The sequence below is a fragment of the Agromyces hippuratus genome, assembly GCF_013410355.1.
Classification (GTDB): Bacteria; Actinomycetota; Actinomycetes; order Actinomycetales; family Microbacteriaceae; genus Agromyces; species Agromyces hippuratus.
This window is the reverse complement of sequence record NZ_JACCFI010000001.1, coordinates 248,338-269,030: the sequence shown is the minus strand read 5'-3', so window position 1 is coordinate 269,030 and position 20,693 is coordinate 248,338. Positions and strand designations below refer to the sequence as shown.

General features: G+C 70.7%; 23 protein-coding genes. 16 read left to right on the top strand and 7 right to left on the bottom strand.

The window, feature by feature from the left end; all coding sequences use genetic code 11:
- Positions 1–134: 134 nt before the first annotated feature.
- Positions 135–389: a hypothetical protein gene (locus BJY17_RS01220; RefSeq protein WP_179549769.1), complete on the top strand. Its 255-nt coding sequence runs from the start codon at positions 135–137 to the stop codon at positions 387–389.
- 92 nt (positions 390–481) lie between these two features.
- Here the strand turns inward: BJY17_RS01220 and BJY17_RS01215 are convergent, their stop codons facing one another.
- A complete protein-coding gene (locus tag BJY17_RS01215) occupies positions 482–1,510 on the bottom strand; it encodes an NAD(P)-dependent alcohol dehydrogenase (RefSeq protein ID WP_179549768.1) in 1,029 nt (342 codons plus the stop codon).
- Between the two features lie 105 nt (positions 1,511–1,615).
- On the opposite strand from BJY17_RS01215, the gene BJY17_RS01210 reads away from it, so the two are divergent.
- Both BJY17_RS01210 and BJY17_RS01205 read left to right on the top strand, forming a co-directional pair.
- A complete protein-coding gene (locus BJY17_RS01210; RefSeq protein ID WP_179549767.1) occupies positions 1,616–1,810 on the top strand; it encodes a hypothetical protein in 195 nt (64 codons plus the stop codon).
- 67 nt (positions 1,811–1,877) lie between these two features.
- The gene (locus tag BJY17_RS01205; RefSeq protein WP_179549766.1) at positions 1,878–2,249 is read left to right on the top strand and encodes a DUF488 domain-containing protein; all 372 of its coding nucleotides are present in this window, start codon (positions 1,878–1,880) and stop codon (positions 2,247–2,249) included.
- Positions 2,250–2,265: 16 nt separating this feature from the next.
- Here BJY17_RS01205 and BJY17_RS01200 read toward each other — a convergent pair whose 3' ends face one another.
- Both BJY17_RS01200 and BJY17_RS01195 read right to left on the bottom strand, forming a co-directional pair.
- Positions 2,266–3,117 carry a CPBP family intramembrane glutamic endopeptidase gene (locus BJY17_RS01200; RefSeq protein ID WP_179549765.1) on the bottom strand — a complete coding sequence of 284 codons (852 nt, stop codon included), beginning with the start codon at positions 3,115–3,117 and terminating at the stop codon, positions 2,266–2,268.
- A gap of 10 nt (positions 3,118–3,127) precedes the next feature.
- Positions 3,128–4,018: a hypothetical protein gene (locus BJY17_RS01195; protein ID WP_179549764.1), complete on the bottom strand. Its 891-nt coding sequence runs from the start codon at positions 4,016–4,018 to the stop codon at positions 3,128–3,130.
- A gap of 115 nt (positions 4,019–4,133) precedes the next feature.
- Between BJY17_RS01195 and BJY17_RS01190 the strand changes: the two genes are divergently transcribed.
- Together BJY17_RS01190 and BJY17_RS01185 are read left to right on the top strand one after the other, a co-directional pair.
- On the top strand, positions 4,134–5,180 hold the full coding sequence (locus BJY17_RS01190) for a M4 family metallopeptidase (protein WP_179549763.1): 1,047 nt from the start codon (positions 4,134–4,136) through the stop codon (positions 5,178–5,180).
- A 54-nt stretch (positions 5,181–5,234) separates the two neighbouring features.
- Positions 5,235–5,546 carry a protealysin inhibitor emfourin gene (locus tag BJY17_RS01185; protein ID WP_179549762.1) on the top strand — a complete coding sequence of 104 codons (312 nt, stop codon included), beginning with the start codon at positions 5,235–5,237 and terminating at the stop codon, positions 5,544–5,546.
- On the opposite strand, the gene BJY17_RS01180 is transcribed toward BJY17_RS01185, so the two are convergent.
- Positions 5,446–6,156: a lysoplasmalogenase gene (locus BJY17_RS01180; RefSeq protein WP_179549761.1), complete on the bottom strand. Its 711-nt coding sequence runs from the start codon at positions 6,154–6,156 to the stop codon at positions 5,446–5,448. The genes BJY17_RS01185 and BJY17_RS01180 overlap by 101 nt on opposite strands.
- Positions 6,157–6,211: 55 nt before the next feature.
- On the opposite strand from BJY17_RS01180, the gene BJY17_RS01175 reads away from it, so the two are divergent.
- Complete coding sequence (locus BJY17_RS01175; protein ID WP_179549760.1) at positions 6,212–7,246, top strand: hypothetical protein; 1,035 nt, start codon at positions 6,212–6,214, stop codon at positions 7,244–7,246.
- A 4-nt stretch (positions 7,247–7,250) separates the two neighbouring features.
- Here the strand turns inward: BJY17_RS01175 and BJY17_RS01170 are convergent, their stop codons facing one another.
- The 3 genes from BJY17_RS01170 to BJY17_RS01160 all read right to left on the bottom strand — a co-directional run bounded on the left by BJY17_RS01170 (position 7,251) and on the right by BJY17_RS01160 (position 10,417).
- Positions 7,251–7,622, bottom strand: a complete 372-nt coding sequence (locus BJY17_RS01170; protein WP_179549759.1) for an FKBP-type peptidyl-prolyl cis-trans isomerase — start codon at positions 7,620–7,622, stop codon at positions 7,251–7,253.
- Positions 7,623–7,813: 191 nt separating this feature from the next.
- The gene (locus BJY17_RS01165; protein WP_179549758.1) at positions 7,814–8,983 is read right to left on the bottom strand and encodes a PrsW family intramembrane metalloprotease; all 1,170 of its coding nucleotides are present in this window, start codon (positions 8,981–8,983) and stop codon (positions 7,814–7,816) included.
- 9 nt (positions 8,984–8,992) lie between these two features.
- On the bottom strand, positions 8,993–10,417 hold the full coding sequence (locus BJY17_RS01160; protein WP_179549757.1) for an FAD-binding oxidoreductase: 1,425 nt from the start codon (positions 10,415–10,417) through the stop codon (positions 8,993–8,995).
- Positions 10,418–10,492: 75 nt separating this feature from the next.
- On the opposite strand from BJY17_RS01160, the gene BJY17_RS01155 reads away from it, so the two are divergent.
- The 10 genes from BJY17_RS01155 (at position 10,493) to BJY17_RS01110 (ending at position 20,692) form a co-directional block, all read left to right on the top strand.
- Positions 10,493–12,052: a DNA-3-methyladenine glycosylase 2 family protein gene (locus tag BJY17_RS01155; protein WP_179549756.1), complete on the top strand. Its 1,560-nt coding sequence runs from the start codon at positions 10,493–10,495 to the stop codon at positions 12,050–12,052.
- Between the two features lie 33 nt (positions 12,053–12,085).
- Positions 12,086–12,757, top strand: a complete 672-nt coding sequence (locus BJY17_RS01150; protein ID WP_179549755.1) for a FadR/GntR family transcriptional regulator — start codon at positions 12,086–12,088, stop codon at positions 12,755–12,757.
- 151 nt (positions 12,758–12,908) lie between these two features.
- Complete coding sequence (locus BJY17_RS01145) at positions 12,909–13,970, top strand: sugar ABC transporter substrate-binding protein (RefSeq protein WP_179549754.1); 1,062 nt, start codon at positions 12,909–12,911, stop codon at positions 13,968–13,970.
- Between the two features lie 20 nt (positions 13,971–13,990).
- The gene (locus BJY17_RS01140; RefSeq protein ID WP_179549753.1) at positions 13,991–15,079 is read left to right on the top strand and encodes a mandelate racemase/muconate lactonizing enzyme family protein; all 1,089 of its coding nucleotides are present in this window, start codon (positions 13,991–13,993) and stop codon (positions 15,077–15,079) included.
- Positions 15,076–16,149 carry an ABC transporter permease gene (locus BJY17_RS01135; RefSeq protein WP_179549752.1) on the top strand — a complete coding sequence of 358 codons (1,074 nt, stop codon included), beginning with the start codon at positions 15,076–15,078 and terminating at the stop codon, positions 16,147–16,149. The genes BJY17_RS01140 and BJY17_RS01135 overlap by 4 nt, the downstream gene beginning before the upstream one ends.
- Complete coding sequence (locus BJY17_RS01130; protein ID WP_179549751.1) at positions 16,146–17,183, top strand: ABC transporter permease; 1,038 nt, start codon at positions 16,146–16,148, stop codon at positions 17,181–17,183. The genes BJY17_RS01135 and BJY17_RS01130 overlap by 4 nt, the downstream gene beginning before the upstream one ends.
- Complete coding sequence (locus BJY17_RS01125) at positions 17,180–18,715, top strand: sugar ABC transporter ATP-binding protein (RefSeq protein ID WP_179549750.1); 1,536 nt, start codon at positions 17,180–17,182, stop codon at positions 18,713–18,715. The genes BJY17_RS01130 and BJY17_RS01125 overlap by 4 nt, the downstream gene beginning before the upstream one ends.
- Positions 18,715–19,056, top strand: coding sequence for an L-rhamnose mutarotase (locus tag BJY17_RS01120; RefSeq protein WP_179549749.1), 342 nt, complete (start codon positions 18,715–18,717; stop codon positions 19,054–19,056). The genes BJY17_RS01125 and BJY17_RS01120 overlap by 1 nt, the downstream gene beginning before the upstream one ends.
- On the top strand, positions 19,053–19,925 hold the full coding sequence (locus BJY17_RS01115; protein ID WP_179549748.1) for an amidohydrolase family protein: 873 nt from the start codon (positions 19,053–19,055) through the stop codon (positions 19,923–19,925). The genes BJY17_RS01120 and BJY17_RS01115 overlap by 4 nt, the downstream gene beginning before the upstream one ends.
- Positions 19,922–20,692, top strand: a complete 771-nt coding sequence (locus BJY17_RS01110; protein ID WP_179549747.1) for a GntR family transcriptional regulator — start codon at positions 19,922–19,924, stop codon at positions 20,690–20,692. The genes BJY17_RS01115 and BJY17_RS01110 overlap by 4 nt, the downstream gene beginning before the upstream one ends.
- The last annotated feature ends 1 nt before the right edge of the window (position 20,693 follow it).

Sequence of the window (20,693 nt, the reverse complement as noted above, 5' to 3'; positions counted from 1 at the left end):
TCAATACTCTACCAGAGCGGATGCCTCGCGGCCGACCCCTGCACCGTGCAGCAATGGTGCCGGAGCGCCCCGATCGCTAGAGTCATCCGCATTGTCGCCGTCATGGGGCGCCGGTTCCCGAAGGGTTGTCGAACATGTTCCAGGGCTTCATCGGGTGGCATGCATTGATCATCCTCGGCGTGCTCGTGCTCTTCGCGGCGGTCGCCGTCGGGGTGCTGCTGCTCATCCGGTGCGCCGCGAAGTCGGGCAACAGCGCGGCGCTCGAGCGCGCCGGGTCGCCGCCGGGCGCGGGCGAACGGCTCGACCGGCTCGAACGGCTGCGCTCCGAGGCGAGGATCACCGACGCCGAGTACGCCGCGAAGCGCGCGGAGATCCTGCGCGGGCTCTGACCGCGACGGCCTTCGGCCACGACGACGTCGGTCTCTCGACCGCGTCGGTCTCTCGACCGCGTCGGTCTCCACCTCGTCGTCGGTGTGGCCGCTCAGCCGAGCCCGATGACGGCCTTGCCGAGCACGGCACCCGAACGCAGCCGCGCGAGCTGCTGCGGCACCTGATCGAGCGGGTGCGGGCCGTCGATGAGCGCCCGCAGCTCACCGGCTGCGGCGAGCGCGGCGATCTCGGGGAGGTCGCGGTTCGGCACGGCCGCGAGCAGCGCGATGCTGTGGGCGGGCCCGGGCTCGCCCTCAGCATCGTCATCGACACCGTCATCGACACCGGCCTGACGGACGGCGCGGCCCCCCGCGAAGAGCACTTGGGCGATACGGCGCGGGCTCCCGCCGATGTACGCAGCGCGTCCGCCGTCGGCGAGCAGTTGCTTCGCCTGCGCCGGCAGCAGTGCCCCGACCACGTCGATCACGAGATCGAAGGCGTGGCGCGAGTCGGCACCGTCGGGTGCACCCGCGGCCACGACGTCGCCACCGAGCTCGGCGAGCGCCTCGAGCTTCCACATCGCGCGCTCGACGGCGGTCACGTGGGCGCCGCCGCGCTTCGCGAGCTGGATCGCGAAGGTGCCCACTCCCCCGCCGGCGCCGACGATGAGCACGCGCCTGCCCTGCAGCGCGCCGCCCGGCGCCACCGCCTCGGCTCCTCCGAGCGCCTGCCACGCCATGCTCGCGGCCTGCGGCAGCGCAGCGGCCGTGAGGTCGTCGACCCCGGCGGGTCGCGCAACGACGGCGTCTTCACGTGCGACGACGCGCTCGGCGAAGCCGCCCCAACCCGACGCCGAGAGTTCCCCGAAGACGGCGTCGCCGACACGATGCCGGGTCACGCCTCCACCGACGGCGACGACGGTGCCCGCGACATCCGAGCCGATCACCCGCCGCTTCGGACGGAACGGCCCTTCGAGACGAACGAGCATCGCCCCGGTGGCGAGGTCGACGTCCCACGAGTTGAGCGAGACCGCGGCGACCCGCACGACGACTTCGCCGGCACCGGGCACCGGATCCGCGAGCTCGGCGAGATGCATGACCTGCTCGGGCGGGCCGTAGCGGTCGAGTACGATCGCGCGCATTCGCGGCATCCTCTCGTCGGCGTCGGGTGGTCCGAGGATACCGAGCGTCCGGCCGGGCGGCAGCCGGTCCTTGCGGCACGACCCCCGGTGCGGGATGCTGCCCGCATGCGAAAGCCAGTTCTCGTCGCGATCGGAGCGCTCGTCGTCGTCATGGGCGTCGTGTTCATGTTCCAGGGCATCGGCCTCATCGGCGGCAGCGCCATGACCGGCTCCCTGCTCTGGGCGATCCTCGGACCGATCATCGCGCTCGGCGGCGTCGCGCTCATCGTGGTCGGATTGCGGAGCCGACCGAAGAGCTGACGCCGTCGGCACGGCGGTCGGCACGGCGCCGCTTGGCACGACGGATGCCCCGGGGCAGACTGACCCCATGGGGTTCGTCATCAAGCGGGTCTACGACCGGGCCGAGCCATCCGACGGCTATCGCGTGCTCGTCGACCGACTCTGGCCGCGTGGCGTGAGCAAGGAGCGCGCCGAGCTCGATCTATGGGACAAGGACGTCGCACCCTCCTCCGAGCTGCGCACCGAGTGGCACCACGACCGCGAGCGCTTCGACGAGTTCGCCGAGCGGTACCGCGGCGAGCTCGACGCGAACGACGCCGCGCGGGCGCTCGTCGCGCTCGGCGAGGAGCACGATCGGGTCACGCTGCTGTTCGGCGCGCGCGACGAGCAGGTCAACCACGCGGCGGTGCTGCTCGAATGGCTCGGCGAGCACGGGGCATCCGTCGACCAGGGCGAATGATCCAGAGCCCGCCGCCCTACGGCGCCAGCAGGAAGATCGCCGGCCACCCGGTGTGCGCGTACACGATGACCGCGAACACCACGGCGTCGAAGAGCATGTGCACGACGAACACGTAGGTGAGCGACTTCGTGAGCTTGAACGTGTAGCCCTGGATCAGTGCGAACGGGATCGTGAGCAGCGGCCCCCACGACTGGTAGCCGAGCTCCCACAGGAACGACACGAAGACGATCGACTGCAGCAGGTTCGCCTGCCACGACGGGAAGTGGCGGCGCAACAGCACGAAGATCGTGCAGATGAAGAAGAGCTCGTCCCACGTGCCGACGGCGGCGACGCCGACGAAGAGGCGCGCGATCGTGTCGGGCTCGGTCACCGTCGGCCAGTTCGTGTAGACGCCCGAGCTGATGAAGTAGAACGGCAGGATCAGCCAGCCCGCGAGCGTCACGAAGATCAGGTAGAGCCACTGCGTGCGGTTCCAGCGCCGGCCGGTGCGCCACGGGAAGCGGATGACGTGCTCGCGGTACACGAACCGCGAGATGACGTAGGGCACGAGCACGGCGAGCCCGAGCACGACCGCGAAGCGCACGATGCCCTCGTCACTGAGGTCGGCCTTCAGCGACACCGTCGAGATGATGACCTGCCCGATGGCGATGAGCGCGAGGTCGGCGAGCAGCCGCTCGGTGCGGCCCGAGCGGTCGCAGAGCCACGCGGCGAGGAGTCCGACGGCGAGCATCGCGTAGCCCGCGATCGGCACCATGAACCCGAAGAGCAGCACCGCCGCCCCGCACACGAGCACGGCGGGCACGAGGGCGATCGGATGCGTCCGCAGCTCGGGTTGTTCGACCGTCTCCACGAGGTTCGCGCTCGGCATCGGCGGCCCGCTACTCGTCGTCGCCGAGGTCGCCGCGCCGCGACGCCTCGGCCCATCGGGAGAGGAACACGGCGCCGGCCTCGTCGTGGATGAGGTCCCCCGCGGTGAGCACGGGATACGCGGTGGCCGGGACGCCCTCGGCCGGGCGCACATCGACGTGACGTACCCGCTCGCCGCGTTCGGCGAGCCAGTCTGCCATGCGGTAGTCGCCGCGCGAGTCGCCCATCGTGCGCCAGTGCTGCGGGCGGATGCCGCGCTCCTCGAGCAGTTCGACGGCCCGGGCCGCGCCGAGGTCCTTGCCGAGTCGCACCGACTCGACGTCGGTCGAGATGATCGTCGGGTCGATGCGCCAGTGCACGCGCCCCGCGGCATCCGGTCGCTCGTCGCCCTCCCGCACGGTGCCGAAGCCCCTGGCCGCGAGCCGTTCGTGCGCGTGCGCGTCGAAGCGCGGCTGGGCCCCGAGATAGTCGTCGGATGCCACGTGCACGTGCTGCTCGACCGAGACCATCGCACGCTTCGTGTCGTCGAAGAAGGCGAACTCGTCGAAGTGCTCCTCGACGTAGGCGCGCATGTCGGCGGCGAAGTCGGCGGGCATCGCGAGCTCGAGGTCGACGAAGACCTCGCCGAGGCCGTTCCGATCGATGGCGGCCCAGACCGCCCCCTTCTCGCAGATCGCCCAGACGGGTGCGCCCGGCTCGAGGCCGGCGGCGAGCAGCGGCGGCACGACCTGCTCGGCGATGAACGCATCGGATCGCCCGGTGTTGAAGATCACGGGATTGCCGGCGTTCGCGAGGGCCGCGAGATCGCGGGCGATCGACGGGATCGCGATCGACCGGGTCACGGGGCTCGCGATGGGGCCGTCGACGTCGAGCAGAAGGCCGAGGAGCGGGGCGGTGGTCACGCATCCAGCCTATGGCGCAGTGCCCGGTGCGGCGCTCCGCCGAGGTCGACGACGGCGCGACGACTCGTGAGCGCGGTTCCGTGCCGATGTCGCCGGCAGGTGCGAGCATCGAGGCATGCAGCAGATCGTGCCTCCCTACCTGCTCGACCGCATCGCCCACGCGGCCGGCCCGCGGTTCCCGATCGCCGCCGAGGCGGCGCGGCGCGCGCTGCTGCGCGAGCCACCGGCACGTCTCGGCGTCGAGACGCCGCCCGAGCTGCCGACCGTGCTGCCCGACGCCCCGTCGACGCCCGACCGCCGCATCTCCGACGCCGAGGGCCGAGAGAAGCTGCCCGGCCGTCTCGTGCGCCGCGAGGGCGAGCGCGCCACGGGCGACGAAGCCGTCGACGACGCGTACGACGGCCTCGGCGACACGCATCGCATGTTCGACCGCGTCTTCGGCCGCGACTCGATCGACGGCGCCGGCATGCCCCTCGAGGCGACCGTGCACTTCGGCGACCGGTACGACAACGCGTTCTGGGACGGCGAGCGCATGGTGTTCGGCGACGGCGACGGCGAGGTCTTCACGGGCTTCACCGATTCGCTGAGCGTCATCGGCCACGAGCTGGCCCACGGCGTCACCGAGCACACGGCGAAGCTGCGCTACCAGGGGCAGTCGGGGGCGCTCAACGAGCACGTCTCCGACGCCTTCGGCGCGCTCGTCGAGCAGTACGCGCTCGGCCAGGATGCCGAGGCGGCGAGCTGGCTCATCGGCGAGGGCATCTTCACCGACGAGGTGCAGGGCCGGGCGCTGCGCTCGATGCTTGAACCCGGCACGGCCTACGACGACGACGTGCTCGGCCGCGATCCGCAGCCGGCGCACATGCGCGACTACATCGAGACCGACGACGACAACGGCGGCGTGCACCTGAACTCGGGCATCCCGAACCGGGCGTTCGCCCTCGCCGCGATCGAGCTGGGCGGCTTCGCGTGGGAGCATGTGGGGCGCATCTGGTACGACGTGCTCACGTCGGGGCGCCTGCCCGCCGACGCGGACTTCGCGCAGTTCGCCGCCGAGACGGTGCGGGCGGCACGTGCGCGCTTCGGCCCCGAGAGCGCAGAGGAGCGCGCCGTCGCCCGCGGCTGGGCCGCGGTCGGCATCGAGGTGCCGCCCGTCGAGTAGCGCCCATCCGGTGCTGCCCGACCGCGCTCGTCGGCCGCGGAGTACGATCAGCCCATGGACGTCATCGTGTCCCGGAGCGGTGGCCTCGCCGGCACCAGGCTCACCTGGGAGGTTCGCGTCGACGAGCAGCCCGACCCCGACGAGTGGTACATCCTCATCGACGAGATCCCGTGGGGCGAGCCGCCACCGCTGCCGCCCGAACCCGACCGCTTCGTCTACCGCATCCGCTGCGAACCGCACGAGGCGACGCTCGCCGAGCGCCAGCTCACGGGGCCGTGGCGTCAGCTCGTCGATCGGGTGCAGGAGACGACGGATCCGCAGCGCCGCGGCCCCCACGAGTCGCGGCCACCACGCCCCACGCGATGAGTCCCTGCGCCGCGAGGTAGGTCGACATGACGACGAAGTCGTGGGCGGCGAACTCGTACCCTGGCAGGAACCTGCCGAGGGCGAGCACCGAGTCGGAGACGACGAAGAACACGCCGCCGAGCACGATCCACCGGCCGTGCATCGACGCGCACATCGCCATCGTGCCGATGGCCGCGGCGTAGAGCACGATCGGGGCGGCGAGCACGCCGGCGTGCGGCAGGAGCAGGCCGAGCACGACGACCATCCAGGCCCAGTAGAGGTACGACCAGGCCGGCGGGCGGCGCCGCGCCCGCGGCATGCGGAGGAACAGCACGATGTAGGCCACGTGGGCGAGGAGGAACGAGCAGAGGCCTGCCGCGAACCATCCGTCGCCCGGGAAGCTGAGCAGCACGTCGCCGCCCCACGAGAGCGCGATGCCCGCCAGCAGCAACGGCACGGGCGGCCGCACGGGACGCACGAGGAGCACCACCGCGAGCGCGAGCAGCGGCATCAGCAACGCCTTCGTCGCCGTGACGCTCCATGCCGGGCCGAGGTACAGCAGTACGAGGTGCAGTGCCGACGCGATCAGGTACGGGGCGAACGCCATGAGTGGCGATCTGAAGCGGTTCACGTCGTCGCGCCTTTCGAGTTCCGGCCGTCGACCGGCCGCATGCCAGACTACCGAAATGCTGCTTCCGGCGATCGACGTCTCGTCCCTCACCCTCCCCGTCTCGAGCGCCGAGCTCGCGGCGCAGCGTCAGCGGGATCGCGCGGCTGCACGCACCAATCGAGGCAGGATGATCGCAGCCGCGGTCGGTCTCGGGGTGTTCGGCGTCGCATTCCTTGCCCTGTTCGTGTACGGGATCGTCGCGGCGCTCGACACGGGATGGACGTTCACCTTCGCGATCCTCGCCGCGTGGGGTGGGTTCGCGGCGATCGCGGTCGCCCGCCTCGCGAGCCTGCCCGCAGCGACGGGCGAACCGGCGAAAGCGGAGGCTCGACTGCATCGACTGGCGGAGCGGAACGGCCTCGTGTACGAGCCGAACGTCGAGCCGCGGCTGCCCGGCCACCTGTTCGAGCGCCTCGGCCGACGGCGGCGCAACTCGCGCTTCACGACGACGTCGGGGCGCACCGTCGAGGTCGGCAACCTGCTCTACCCGCAGGCGAAGGCCGGCACGTCGGTGTCCGTCACGATCCGCGCGGGCGGCGTCGCGAGCACGACGGCCGACGCCGGTTCGTACTGGCACTACGTCGCCGTGCAGCTCGACGCGCCGCTGCCCCACATGGTGCTCGAACCCGCGGCGGTAACGATGGCGAGCACTTGGCGCCGCGCATTCCCGGTCGACTTCGACGACGACCAGCACCTCTCGCTCGAGGGCGACTTCGACCGGTCCTTCCGCCTGTTCGTGCCGAAGGAGTACGAACGTGACGCGCTCTACGTCTTCACGCCCGACCTCATGGCGGCGATGATCGACGAGGCGCCCGGCATGCACATCGAGATCGTCGACGACTGGGTGATCTTCAGCCGCAACGGCCGTGCCGACTTCGCGTCCGACTCGACGTGGGCGGCGATCGAGCGCACCGCGAACCGCGCGGCATCCCGAATCGTCGAACGCGGCGGCCGCTATCGCGACGAGCGCACGGCCGGTGGAACGCCGACGGCCGGCAGGGAGACGGTGCTGCGCACCGTGGCCCCTGCCGGCCGTCGACTCGAGAGGTGAGCGCTCAGCTCACGCCGAGCAGGTCGATCACGAAGATGAGGGTCTTGCCCGACAGCTGGTGACCACCGCCCGCGGGGCCGTAGGCCTGGTGCGGGGGCACGGTGAGCTTGCGGCGACCGCCGACCTTCATGCCGGGGATGCCCTCCTGCCAACCGCTGATGAGCGCCTGGAGGGGGAAGTTGATGGACTGGCCACGACCCCACGAGGAGTCGAACTCCTCGCCGCTGTCGTACTCGACGCCGAGGTAGTGCACGTCGACGGTCGAGCCGGGCAGCGCCTCGGCGCCGTCGCCGACGACGATGTCTTCGATCACCAGCTCGACGGGAGCCGGCCCCTCGGGAGCGTCGATCTCGGGCTTGCTGTTCGTATCGGTCATACGTCAACCCAAACAGGTTCGCGGCGGCGTCGCAATCGCGGACAACCGTCCACCCCCCTCTTGCGCTGACTGCGAACACGTTGCAGTCTGGAGACCTAGAACTCGTCGCCTGGTAGAGATGTCGGCAGTGCCACACCACAGGGCGGCGAGTTTTTGTGTGCATCAGGGGCGCCGGGCGGGCGGCGGATGCCTCAGCCCAGCAGCACCCGGCGGTCCTCGACGACCGCGGCGAGCAGCCCCTGCTCCTCGACGATCGTGCGCTCGCTCGCGAGCCCGGTGGCGATGCGCTGGCGGGTGAACGCGAGGTGCGTGGCATCCGTGATGAGCTTGCGCATGACGCCGGTGCGCGGCGGAATCTGCGCCTTCGCCCAGGCCTTCGCCTGTCGCCGTCCGGCGGGCGTGGCGAGCATCTCGACCTCGGCCGGGCTGAACCAGCCCGCAGCGCCGTACTCGGCGAGCCGATGACGGGTGACCCGCACCTCCTGCCGCCGCAGCAGCACGGTGAGCACGATCGCGGCGATGAAGATCGGCACCTGCACCGTGAGGTAGAGGCCGATCGCGTCGTCGGCGAAGGTGAGCGACCCATTCCAGAGCGCGTGCAGCGCGACCGCTCCGAGGAGGCCGAGCAGGAACCATCCGACGACGCCGGCTCCCCCGCCTCGGCGGGCGCCGATGCCGATGGCGAGCCCCGTGCACGCCGTGAAGAGCACGTGCGCGAACGGCGAGAAGAGGCCGCGCACGATGAAGGTCGCGCCGAGCGTCTCGGCACCGCCCTCGACGAACGCCTCGCCGAAGTACAGCACGTTCTCGGTGAAGGCGAAGCCGGCGGCGACGGTCGCGGCGTAGACGAGCCCGTCGACTGGGCCGTCGAAGTGCGACCGCGAGAAGGCGAAGATCAGGAGCACCCCGATGCCCTTCGCGACCTCCTCGACGATCGGGGCCTGCACGACCGCCTGCAGCGCTTCGTTCGGTGCGCCGCCGGGCTCGGCGTACGCCATCGCGAGCTGCACGCCGAGGTCGACGATGAGCGCGATCGCCACGGACACGGCGGCGCCCCAGAGGAAGGCGAACCACAGCGCCCAGCGCGGCTCGGGCTCCCAACGGTCGACCCAGCGCACGGCGAGCAGCACCATCGCGAGCGGCACGAGGGCGAGGAGGGACCCGATGAGGAGGGTCGACACGCCGAGTCCGACGGCGAGGTAGGCGAGCACCAGGAGTCCGACGAACCCGGCCACGACGATGCCGATAATCGCGAAGAGCAGGCCGCCGCCGCGCGGCTTCGGCGGCGCCGTCCAGATCGGTGGCGCCGGCGACGGGTTCGGAGCGGGGTCGGGGGCTGAGTTCGGGGCCACGGAGGTCACGCGGGCAGCCTATCGAGCGGGTGCCTCCGGCGCGTCGGAAGACACGGATGCGTCGAACATGACCCCCGGGTTCAGGATGCCGCTCGGGTCGAACAGCGCCTTGATGCCGCGTTGCAGCGCGAACGAGTCGTCGCCGAGCTCGTCGGCGAGCCAGCGCCGCTTCAGCACGCCGACGCCGTGCTCGCCGGTGAGCGTGCCGCCGAGCGCGACCGCGGTGCGGAACATGTCGTCGGCCGCGGCCCACACGTGCTCGGGCACCTCGTCGCCCGTGAACACGAAGTTCGGGTGCAGGTTGCCGTCGCCCGCGTGCGCGATCGTCGGGATGTCGATGCCGTGGCGTCGGCCGATCTCCTCGATCGCACGGAACATCTCGGGCAGGCGCGAGCGCGGCACGGCGACGTCTTCGATGAGCACCTGGCCCGAGGCCGCGAGCGCGGGGTGCATCGCCCGGCGGATGCCGAGCAGGCGATCGCCCGTCGCGGCATCCGTCGACACCGTCACCCTGGCACCCGACTCGGCGAACAGGCGGGCGACCTCGGCCGCCTCGTCGGCGGCGCCGGCACCGTCGCACTGCGCGAGCAGGAACGTCTCCGACTGGGCGAGGGTCTCGAGCGGCGTGCCGGCGACGCCGTCTGCGCCGAGGTACGCGGCCACTCGTGCGAGTCCGGAGGCATCGATGAGTTCGAGCACGGCCGGCCGCAGTCGGGCGGCAGTGACGGCAGCGGATGCCGCGGCCGCGGCCTCGACGTCGGGAAGCACCGCGGCGACGGTGACCGTCTCGCCCGGCGTGATCGGCCGCAGCCGCACCGTCGCCTCGACGATCACGCCGAGCGTGCCCTCCGAACCGGTGAAGAGCGCCGTGAGGTCGTACCCCGTGACCCCCTTCACGGTGCGATGCCCGGTGCGCAGCAGCCGCCCGTCGGCGAGCACGACCGCGAGGCCGAGCACCGCCTCGCGGGTGACGCCGTACTTGGCGCAGAGGAGGCCCCCGGCGTTGGTGGCGATGTTGCCGCCGATCGACGAGATGGCGCGGCTCGCGGGGTCGGGAGCGAACCAGAGTCCGCGCGAGGCGAGCGCGTCGTTCAGGTCGCCGTTCAGCACGCCGGGCTCGACGACCGCGAGCTCGTCGGCCTCGGAGACTTCGAGCACCCGATTCATGCGCGAGAGGTCGAGCACGATGGCGCCGGGGCTCGCGATGGCCCCGCCGGCGAGGCCCGTGCCTGCGCCGCGCGGCACCACGGGAGTCGAAGTCTCGTGGGCGATGCGCATGACGGCCTGCACCTCGGCGACGGATGCCGCGTGCACGACCGCGATCGGCGGGGTCGCGCTCCGCCACCCCGAGCGGTCTTCGCGGGCGGCCTCGAGATCGGCCGATGCGGTGGAGACGGATGCCCCGAGGGCGTCTTGCAGGAGGGTCACGACGACGTGCGGCATCCCTCCACCATACGGCGCGGCGCCCATGTCCGATTCCCGCTGGTCGGTGTCGCCGGGGCGTGCGAGGCTGGTCCCATGACGAGCACCGCGACCACCGCGACCACCCGCCGCCGACTGCACGGCGACCCGCTCGACGACCCCGAGTTCGCCGAACGGTACCGGGCGATGCAGGCGCGAGACGCCCGCTTCGACGGGCAGTTCATCACGGGCGTGCACTCGACGGGCATCTACTGCCGGCCGAGCTGCCCGGCGGTCGCCCCGAAGGCGTCGAACGTCAGCTTCTACCTGACCGCGGCCGCCGCGCACGAGGCCGGGCTGCGGGCGTGCAAGCGGTGCCTGCCCGATGCCGTGCCCGGCTCCCCCCAGTGGGACCTGCGCGACGACCTCGCCGCCCGTGCCATGCGGCTCATCGCCGACGGCGTCGTCGAACGCGAGGGCGTGCCGGGGCTCGCCGCCAAGCTCGGCTACACCCCGCGGCACCTCACCCGGGTGCTCACCGGCGAACTCGGCGCCGGCCCGCTCGCACTGGCTCGCGCGCATCGCGCCCAGACCGCTCGAGCGCTGCTCACCTCGACCACGCTGCCCGCCGCCGATGTGGCGTTCGCCTCGGGGTTCGGCAGCATCCGCCAGTTCAACGAGACGATCCGCGAGGTCTACGAGCGCAGCCCGCTCGAGCTCCGCGCCGCAGCGCGCGTGCGCGAGCGGCAGCCACTGGCGTCGGGCTCCGTGACCGAGTCGGGGCTCGAGGGCGGGGTGGTGCGGCTGCGGCTTCCGGCGCGGCCGCCGTTCGATGCCGCGGGCGTCTTCGGCTGGCTCGCGGCCCGAGCCCTCGACGGCGTCGAACGAGCGGGCGACGGCCACTACGAGCGCACGCTCCGCCTGCCCGGCGGCCCCGCTGTCGTCGCCTTCTCCGCGGTGGGCGACGCCGCCTCGCCCGCGATCGAGGTCGACGCGCGCCTCGCGACCCTCGCCGACCTGCCGCCGCTCGTCGCCCGCGTGCGGCGGCTCTTCGACCTCGACGCCGACGCCGTGGCGATCGATGCCGCACTCTCCCGCGACCCGGCGCTCGAGGCATCCGTCGCCGAGACGCCCGGCATTCGCGTGCCCGGATGCCTCGATCCCCACGAGCTCGTCTTCCGCGCGCTCATCGGGCAGCAGGTCTCGGTGAAGGCGGCCCGCACCGCCCTCGCCCGGCTCGCCGCCGAGCTCGGCGAGCGCGTGGCTCCGCACGACGACGGCGCCCCGTCGACGCTCTTCCCATCGGCCGCGGCGATCGCCGAGCACGGGCCTGAGGTCCTCAGGGGTCCCGCTGCGCGGGTGCGCACCATCGTCGACGTCGCGAGTCGGCTCGAGTCGGGTTCCCTGGTCGTGGCGTCCGAGCGCGAACGCGTCGAGCTGCAGTCCGACCTGCTGGCGATTCCCGGCATCGGACCGTGGACCGCCGGCTACGTCGCGATGCGCGTGACCCGCGCCCCCGACGTGCTCCTCACCGGCGACCTGGCGCTGCGGAACGGCGCCGAACGACTGGGTCTGCCCTCGACGGCGAGCGAGCTCGCCGCCCTCGGCACGCGGTGGGCGCCCTGGCGCAGCTACGCGTCGATGCACCTCTGGCGCGCCGCGGGCACAAAGATCTGATGTCTCGGCCGGGTGTCGGCTATGATCGCCGTCATGGCGGTCACGGACGAAGCGATCCTGAAGATCAAGGCGATGATCGTCTCGGGCGAACTGCGCCCGGGCGACCGCCTCGAACCCGAGAAGGAGCTCAGTGAGCGGCTCGGATTGAGCCGATCGTCACTGCGAGAAGCAGTCAAGGCCCTCGAGGTCATCCGCGTGCTCGACGTCCGTCGCGGCGACGGCACCTACGTCACGAGCCTCGAGCCGACGCTGCTGCTCGAGGCCATGAGCTTCGTCGTCGATCTGCACAGCGACCAGTCGGTGCTCGAGATCTTCGCGGTGCGCCGCGTCCTCGAGCCGGCGACCTCGGCGCTCGCCGCCCAGAACGCGAAGCCCGAAGACCTGGCGCACCTCCACGCACTGCTCGAGGGCGTCGACGTGGCATCCGACATCGAGTCGCTCGTCGCGCACGATCTCGACTTCCATCGCGGCATCGCCGCGGCGGCCGGCAACACCTACCTCGCGAGCCTGCTCGAGTCGATGTCGAGTCACACCGTGCGTGCCCGCATCTGGCGCGGCATCACCCAGGAGGATGCGACCGGTCGCACCATCGCCGAGCACGGGGCGATCCTCGTCGCACTCGAGCAGCACGACCACGAACTGGCGCGCGCACTGACCCTGACGCACATCGCGGGCGTCGAGAACTGGCTGCGTGCAGCCCTGTGAATCCGCGCCGTCACGGCGCCGGATCGGGCGCGTTGCGACCCTCGGATCACCGTGACGAACTTGTGATCATGACTGCTTGACAATGATCTGATGTTCGCCCATCGTTGACGTGATCCTATTGGATATTTCATTTCTCAACGTGGAGGACATCATGGCTGTTCGCACCAAGGCCGCTCGCGGGCTGCTCGCAACCGCGGCGATCGCGCTCGCACTCACCACTGCGGCATGCACCAGCAAGGCCGCCGACACCGGCGCCGGCTCCGGCGAGGCGGGCGATCTCGCCTCGGTGAACGTCGCACTCGTTCCCGGCGGCTCCCACCCCTACTTCCAGCCGTGGGCAGCGGCAGGCGAAGCGGCCGTCGAGGAGTTCGGCCTCGGTTCGACCGTCTTCAACGAGACCGCCGAATGGGACCAGGCCAAGCAGAACGAGGTGCTGAACTCGCTCGCAGCCCAGGGCGTCAACGCCTTCGGCATCTTCGGCGTCTCGCCGACCGACATCAACACCACCTTCAAGATGCTGAAGGACCAGGGCTTCGCCGTCGGCTCCATCGCCTCCTGCCCCGCAGGTGACGTGAACGAGGCCGACTTCTGCCTCTCGACCGACACCGAGGTCGCCGCGTACAAGGCTGCAGTCGCCGCGATCGAGGCCATGGGCGGCACGGGCAACCTCGTGCACCTCACCGGCAACAACGTCGACTCGAACACCCAGCGTCGCATCGCCGGCGTCGAGAAGGCCGTTGAAGAGACCGGCGGCGCGGTCACGCTCCTCAGCACCGTCACCGACATCGACGTCGACCTCGGCACGGCGCAGAAGGCCGTCGCCGACCTCCTCGCGGCCAAGGGCTCCGAGATCAACGGATTCGTCTCGACCGCGTACAACCCCGCTGTCGCCTCGGCCTCCGCAGTGAAGGAGTCCGGTCTGCCGATCAAGGTCGTCGCGATCGACGACGACGCGGTCATCCTCGACGGCATCGCCGACGGTTCCGTCTCGGCGACCGTCGTGCAGAACCCGACCGGTCAGGCGTTCGTCGGCTCGTGGGTGCTCGCGCAGCTGCAGACCAAGGCCTGCACCGTCAAGGACCCGGGTGTGATCGTCGACTCGGGTTCGTTCGTCGTCACGACCGACAACGTCGAGACCTACACCGACGAGCAGGATGCGGAGTCCGACTCGATCATGGACCTGTTCGAGAACGACCTGCTCGACTGCAAGTAACCACGGAGCCGACCGACACCATGACCACCATCACTGCGGCACGCGCCTCACTCATCGACCTCGAGGTCGAGACGATGCGCACCGACGCCGTCCAGAGCTTCATCAAGCAGGAGACGATCTTCCTCGAGATCGACACTGCAGACGGGCTCACGGGTGTCGGTTACTCCTACACGATCGGAACCGGTGGTCGCGCAGTCCTCTCCATGCTGCGCGACCACCTGGTCCCCCTCCTCCCCGGACTCGACAGCAGGAACGTCGAAGGCATCTGGATGGAGCTCTTCCGTTCCACCCGCGCCACCACCGTCGGCGCGATCACCTCCCTCGCCCTCGCGGCGGTCGACACGGCGCTCTGGGATCTGCGATCCCGCCGCGCGGGCGAGCCGCTCTGGCAGGTGGCCGGCGGCTTCCGCCAGCGCGTGCCCCTCTACGACACCGAGGGCGGCTGGCTCCACCTGCCGACCGACGACCTCGTCGCCGGCGCGCTCGCATCGCAGGCGAAGGGCCTGCGCGGCGTCAAGCTCAAGGTCGGCAAGCCGTCGGTGCGCGAGGACCGCGAGCGCCTGCTCGCGGTGCGCGAGGCCGTCGGCGACGACCTGCACATCATGGTCGACGCCAACCAGTCGATGACGTCGGCCGAGGCGATCCGCCGCGCAGCGGCGTTCGAAGACGCCGACCTCTACTGGTTCGAGGAGCCCCTGCCCGCCGACGACGTGAGCGGCCACGCGCGCCTCGCCGCATCGACGAGCATCCCGATCGCGGTGGGCGAGTCGATGTACTCGATCGCACAGTTCCGCGACTACCTGCACCGCGGTGCGGCCGGCATCGTCCAGGTCGACGTCGCACGCATCGGCGGAGTGACCCCCTGGCTCAAGGTCGCGCACCTCGCGGAGGCGTACAACGTCGCCGTCTGCCCGCACTTCCTCATGGAGCTGCACGTCAGCCTCGTCGCCGCCGTGCCCAACGGCGCCTACGTCGAGCACATACCCCAGCTCCGCGGCATCACGAAGACGGAGCTCGTCATCGAAGACGGCTCCGCGGTCGCACCGTCGACGCTGGGCCTCGGCATCGACTGGGATGCCGACGAGATCGACCGGAGGCGAGTCGCATGACGCGCGGATCCAACCGACTGACCGGCGTGCTCAGCGACAACCGCGTCGGGCTCCTGCTCCTCATCGTCGTGCTCGTGGTGCTCATCGGCAGCCTCAAACCGATGTTCTTCTCCCCCGCCTTCGTGATCGGTCCGATGCTCACCAGCATCGCCATCTTCACGGTCGTCGGTCTCGCCCAGATGGTGGTGCTCTCCGTCGGCCAGATGAACCTGGCCGTCGGCGGCATGGCCGCGATCGGGGCGATGGGTTCGGCGATGGTCTTCCAGGCGTTCGACGTGCCGCTGATCGTCGGCATCGCCGTCGGCCTCGTGTTCGGCGGCGCCGTCGGCGCGCTCTGCGGCGTGCTGATCGCCTACGCCGGGGTCAACTCCTTCGTCGTGACGCTCGCGATGAGCTTCGCCCTGCTCGGCCTCGTTCCCGCCGTCTACTCCTGGGTCAGCACGGGCAACGCCATCACGGTGCAGACTCCCGGTCTCGCCGAGCTCGGCCGCTCGAAGCTCTCCGACCTCTGCATCGGCGACACCTGCGGCCCCGACGGCATCCCCCTCATCCTCTTCGTCGCCGTGGCGGCGATGATCGTGATCGGGCTCCTCTACTCGAGGTCGCGCATCGGCCGCGAGATCCTGCTGACCGGCTCGAACGATCGCGCCGCGTTGCTCTCGGCGATCCCCGTGCCGCGCCGCATCATCACCGTGCACACCCTGTCGGGCATGCTGGCGGCGCTCGCGGGCTTCATGCTCGGAGCGAGCACCGGATCGTTCACCCCCGGCATCGGCCAGGAGTTCATGCTGCAGTCGTTCCTCGGCCCGATCCTCGGCGGCACCCTGCTCGCCGGCGGGTACGTCTCCGTGATCGGCACCTTCCTCGGCATCACGATCACCGTCGTGATCCGACAGGGCCTCCTGCTCTTCGGCGTCGGCATCGAAGGACTCAACATCCTGCTCGGCACCATCCTCCTGATCGCCCTCTCCGCCGACCGCATCCGTTCGGTCGCTGGAGCCCGATCCCGTCTGCGAGCGTCGCGACAGCACTCGCCCGCTCAGTCCAAGGAAGAGGCGGTGGTGTCATGAGCGCGCGTATCGCACGACTCGCCCGCGACCAGAACACGATCCTCGCCGCGGTGATCGTCGCCGGCGTGATCGTGCTGACGATCAGTTCGAGCGGCGGGTTCCTCTCGCCGATCTCGATCGAGACGTTCTTCCAGTTCCTCGCGATCCCGATCGTCATCGGCCTCGCCCAGATGGCGGCCCTCGCCGTCAACCAGATGAACCTCGCCGTCGGCGCGATCGGCGGATTCGCCGCCTGCTCCGCAGGAGTGCTCATCGCCGACTTCGGCGTGCCCCCGTGGCTCGGCGGGCTCATCGCGATCCTCATCGGCCTGGCCGCCGGCGTGCTGAACGGCCTCATCGTCGTGCTGACCCAGATCAACGGCTTCATCGTCACCCTCGCCACGATGACCATCCTGTCGGGCGCCCAGTACGCGATCGTCGGCACCCGCACGATCACCTCCGCCTCATGGCCCGAGATCGCGGCCATCGGCACCGCGCGACCGCTCGGCATCCCGCTGATCTTCTGGATCGCCGTGGGCATCGCCATCCTGCTCTCGGTCGCTTACCGCCAGACGCTCCTCGCCCGGAACATGCTCGCGAGCGGCGGCAACCCCCTCGCCGCGACCCTCTCGGGCATCTCGAACAACCGGAGCCTCATCACCGCGCACGGCCTCTCCGGGCTCCTGTGCGGCGTCGCGGCATTCCTCGTGCTCGCCTCGCTGCCCGGCGTCAACAAGAGCATCGGCGAGGACTGGCTGCTCTCGAGCTTCGCCGCACCGATCATCGGAGGCGTCTCGCTGACCGGTGGCACCGTGGCCGTGCTCGGCACCGTGCTGGCCGCGACGATCGTCCGCCTCGTCGACAGCGCCCGCGCGCAGTTCCAGCTCGAGCCGAGCTGGGTGAACTTCGTCATCGGCGCCGTCGTGCTCGGCACGGTCGCCCTCGACCGGGTGCGCACGCGTCGCCCTGCGACCCGCCAGCGGAGCCGCCGCACACCTCCCGATGCTCCGCCCACCGCAGCATCGCGAGCCATCGATCCAGGAGCACCGGCATGACCGACACGGCCTACGCGCTCGAAGTGCGCGGCATCACCAAGACGTTCCCCGGGGTCAGAGCCCTCGACGAGGTCAACCTCCGTCTGAAGCCCGGAGAGGTGCACGCGCTCCTCGGCGAGAACGGGGCGGGCAAGTCCACGCTCATCAAGATCATCACGGGCATCCAGCCGCAGGACTCCGGCGAGCTCATCGTGAACGGCGACGCGCGGACCTTCCGCTCGGCGCACGAGGCCACCCGTGCCGGCATCGGCGTGGTGCACCAGGAGCGCAACGTCATCACGGACTTCACGGTCGCCGAGAACATCGTGCTCGGCAACACTCCCGTCAAGGGCGGTCGCGTGCAGTGGCGGGAGGTCCGCGACGGCGCGAAGCGCGTGCTCGACCTGCTCGACTTCCCGATCGACCCCGCGACGCCGACGAGCCTCCTCTCCCCCGCGCAGACGCAGCTCGTCGAGATCGCGCGCGGTCTCTACACCGACAGCGCCGTGCTGCTGCTCGACGAGCCGACGGCCTCGATCAGCGAGACCGAGTCGAAGCTGCTGTTCGATGTCGTGCACCGGCTCGCCGCACAGGGACGCGCGATCCTCTTCGTCAGCCACAAGCTCGAAGAGGTGTTCGCGCACTGCGACACCGTCACCGTCTTCCGTGACGGACGTTCCGTCGCGGAGTCGGAGCCGCTCGCGAACTACTCGAAGGACACGATCGTCGACCTGCTGGTCGGCCGCACGCTCGCCAAGCTCGAGGTGCCCGATCGCGCGCCGTCCGAGGCCGGCACCCCGGCGCTCGAACTGCACGAGGTGTCGACCGCCGGCGGCCACCGCGACATCTCCTTCGCCGTGCACCCCGGACAGATCCTCGGCATCTACGGACTCGTCGGCGCAGGCCGCTCTGAGCTCGCCAAGGCCGTCCTCGGCCTCGACCGCATCACGAGCGGCGAGGTGCGGGTCAACGGCGCCGCCGCGCAGATCCGATCGGTCGGCGACGCACTGGGTCGCTACGGCATCGGCTACGTGACGGAGGACCGGAAGGCGGAGGGGCTCTTCCTCGATCAGACGGTCGCCCGGAACCTGACGGTCACGGTGCTGAAGCGCCTGTCGAACGCATTCGGCTTCGTGCGCGAGCGCGCCGCCCGCGCGACCGCCGACGAGTACATCGCCTCGCTCGACGTCAAGGTGTCGAACCGCGACCAGCTCGTGGGCCAGCTCTCCGGCGGAAACCAGCAGAAGGTCTCGCTCGGCAAGTGGCTCGCCGCCAACACCGACATCCTCATCATCGACGAGCCCACCGTCGGCATCGACGTGCGCACGAAGGGCGCGTTCTACCAGCTGATCTGGGCCCTCGCCGAGCAGGGCAAGGCGGTGCTCGTGATCTCGAGCGATCTCGCCGAGATGGTCACCCTCGTCGACCGCATCGTCGTCATGCAGGACTTCGAGGTCACCGGCAGCGTGGCGAACACGCACGACTACGATGAGATGAGCAAATCGGTGATCCGCCTCATCCACGAAGAGCGGATCGATGTGGTGGAGGGTTGATGAGGGTCGCACTCCACTCCGTCATCCGAGCAGGAGCGATCGACGGGTATCGGTCCGAGCACGCCGTCATCCCCGACGACCTCGAGCGATCCTTCGCGCGTCTCGGCATCCACGACTGGACCATCTGGCGCTCGGGCGATCGGCTGTTCCACGTCGTCGAGTGCGACGACTTCGACGCCGCGATGCGCGAACTCGACTCCGACCCGGCGAACCTCGCCTGGCAGCAGACGATCGGCGAGTTCGTCGAGACGTTCCGCGACGCCGACGGCGACCGCGGATACGCGCCGATCGAAGAGGTCTGGGACCTCAGGCGGCAGCGCGGTGACGAGCACCGACCATGACCGGAGTCGTCGACGCGCACGCTCATGTGTGGGACACGACGCGACTGGACTACCCGTGGCTCGCGGGCCTCGACGTGCTCGATCGTCCACTCCTGCCGCGCGATCTCGACCGCGCCGACGGACAGGTGACCGCGGCGATCTTCGTCCAGGCCGGATGCGCGTCCACCCAGTCGCTCGATGAGGCGAACTGGGTCGCCGGCCTCGGCGAGGAGTGGCCCGAGCTCGCCGCCATCGTCGCGGCGGCCGATCTGCTCGACCCCGAGACGCTGGAAGCGCACCTCGACGCGCTCGACGGCATCGGCCGGGTGGTCGGCATCCGTCACCTGCTGCAGGGCGAGTCGCCCGCCGTGTTCTCCGACCCCGTGCTGCTCGAGAGCCTGCGCCTGCTCGCCGTGCGCGGCCTGAGCTTCGACGCCTGCGTCACCCACCCGCAGCTCCCCGACCTGATCGCCCTCCTCGGCGAGGTGCCGGAGCTCGACGTGGTGCTCGATCACCTCGGCAAGCCGCCGGTCGACGCCGGCATCGGCACCGAGGCCGGGCGCGCATGGGCACAGGCGGTCACCGAGCTCGCCGCCCGCCCCCGAACGACGGTGAAGCTCTCAGGGCTCGCTGCCGAGGCATCCGGAACCGAGACGTTCGACGCGAACGCCGACGCGTTCATCGAACACGGCTTCGCCGCATTCGGACCCGCGCGCTCGATGCTCGGCAGCGACTGGCCCGTGAGCCGCTACCTTGGTGCCGGGGGCACGTTCTCCGACTGGATCGACCGCGTGCACCGGGTCACGGCCGCGACCGGATCGGAACGGGAGCAGCTCGATCACGGCACCGCCCTCCGTTTCTACCGTTCGAAGACAGTGGGGCACGAATGAGCACGACGCTTCCCGAAGGGTCGCGCATCGCGCGCTCGGTGCTGTCCGACGAGACGTACGGGGTGATTCGGGACCTCGTGCTCGAACATCGCATCGCTCCCGGCAGCCGGGTCAACATCGACTCCCTCTCGGCCGAGCTCGGGGTCTCCCCGACCCCGGTCAGAGAGGCGCTGGCCCGCCTCGAATCCGACGGCCTCGTCGTGAAGGTGCCGCTTCGCGGGTACTCGACCACGCCGCTGCTGACCGTGCGCGAGTTCGTCGAGCTGACCCAGTTCCGCGTGCTCATCGAGCAGTGGACCGCCGCGCAGGCGTCGGCCTCAATCGATCCGGCGACGACCGCGGCGCTTCGCGCCGAACTCGAGACCGGGCGCGCGGCGACCGGCGCCCGTGAAGCCGGCCCCGAGGCGTTCCGCGCACTGACCGACCACGACGCCCGCTTCCACGCGCTCATCGCGAAGTCGGCCGGCAACGACCTGATCGCGCAGTCGTTCGAGCGCACGCACTTCCACCTGCACTTCCTGAGGCTCTACCTCGCGTCCCACTCCGCCGAGGTGGAGGGCGACGCCGATCATCGGCGACTGAACGCGGTGCTCGAGGAGTACGACCGGTCCGGCCAGGTCTCGCGCACGATCGACAACCATGCAGCCATCGCCGAGGCGATCATCGCCGGCGACGCGGCCGAGGCGTCGCAGCTCATGCGCGAGCACATCGAGCTCTCGCGGGTCCGCTTCCTGCCGGTCGTCGAGCTCATCGCGTCGCTGCGCTGAT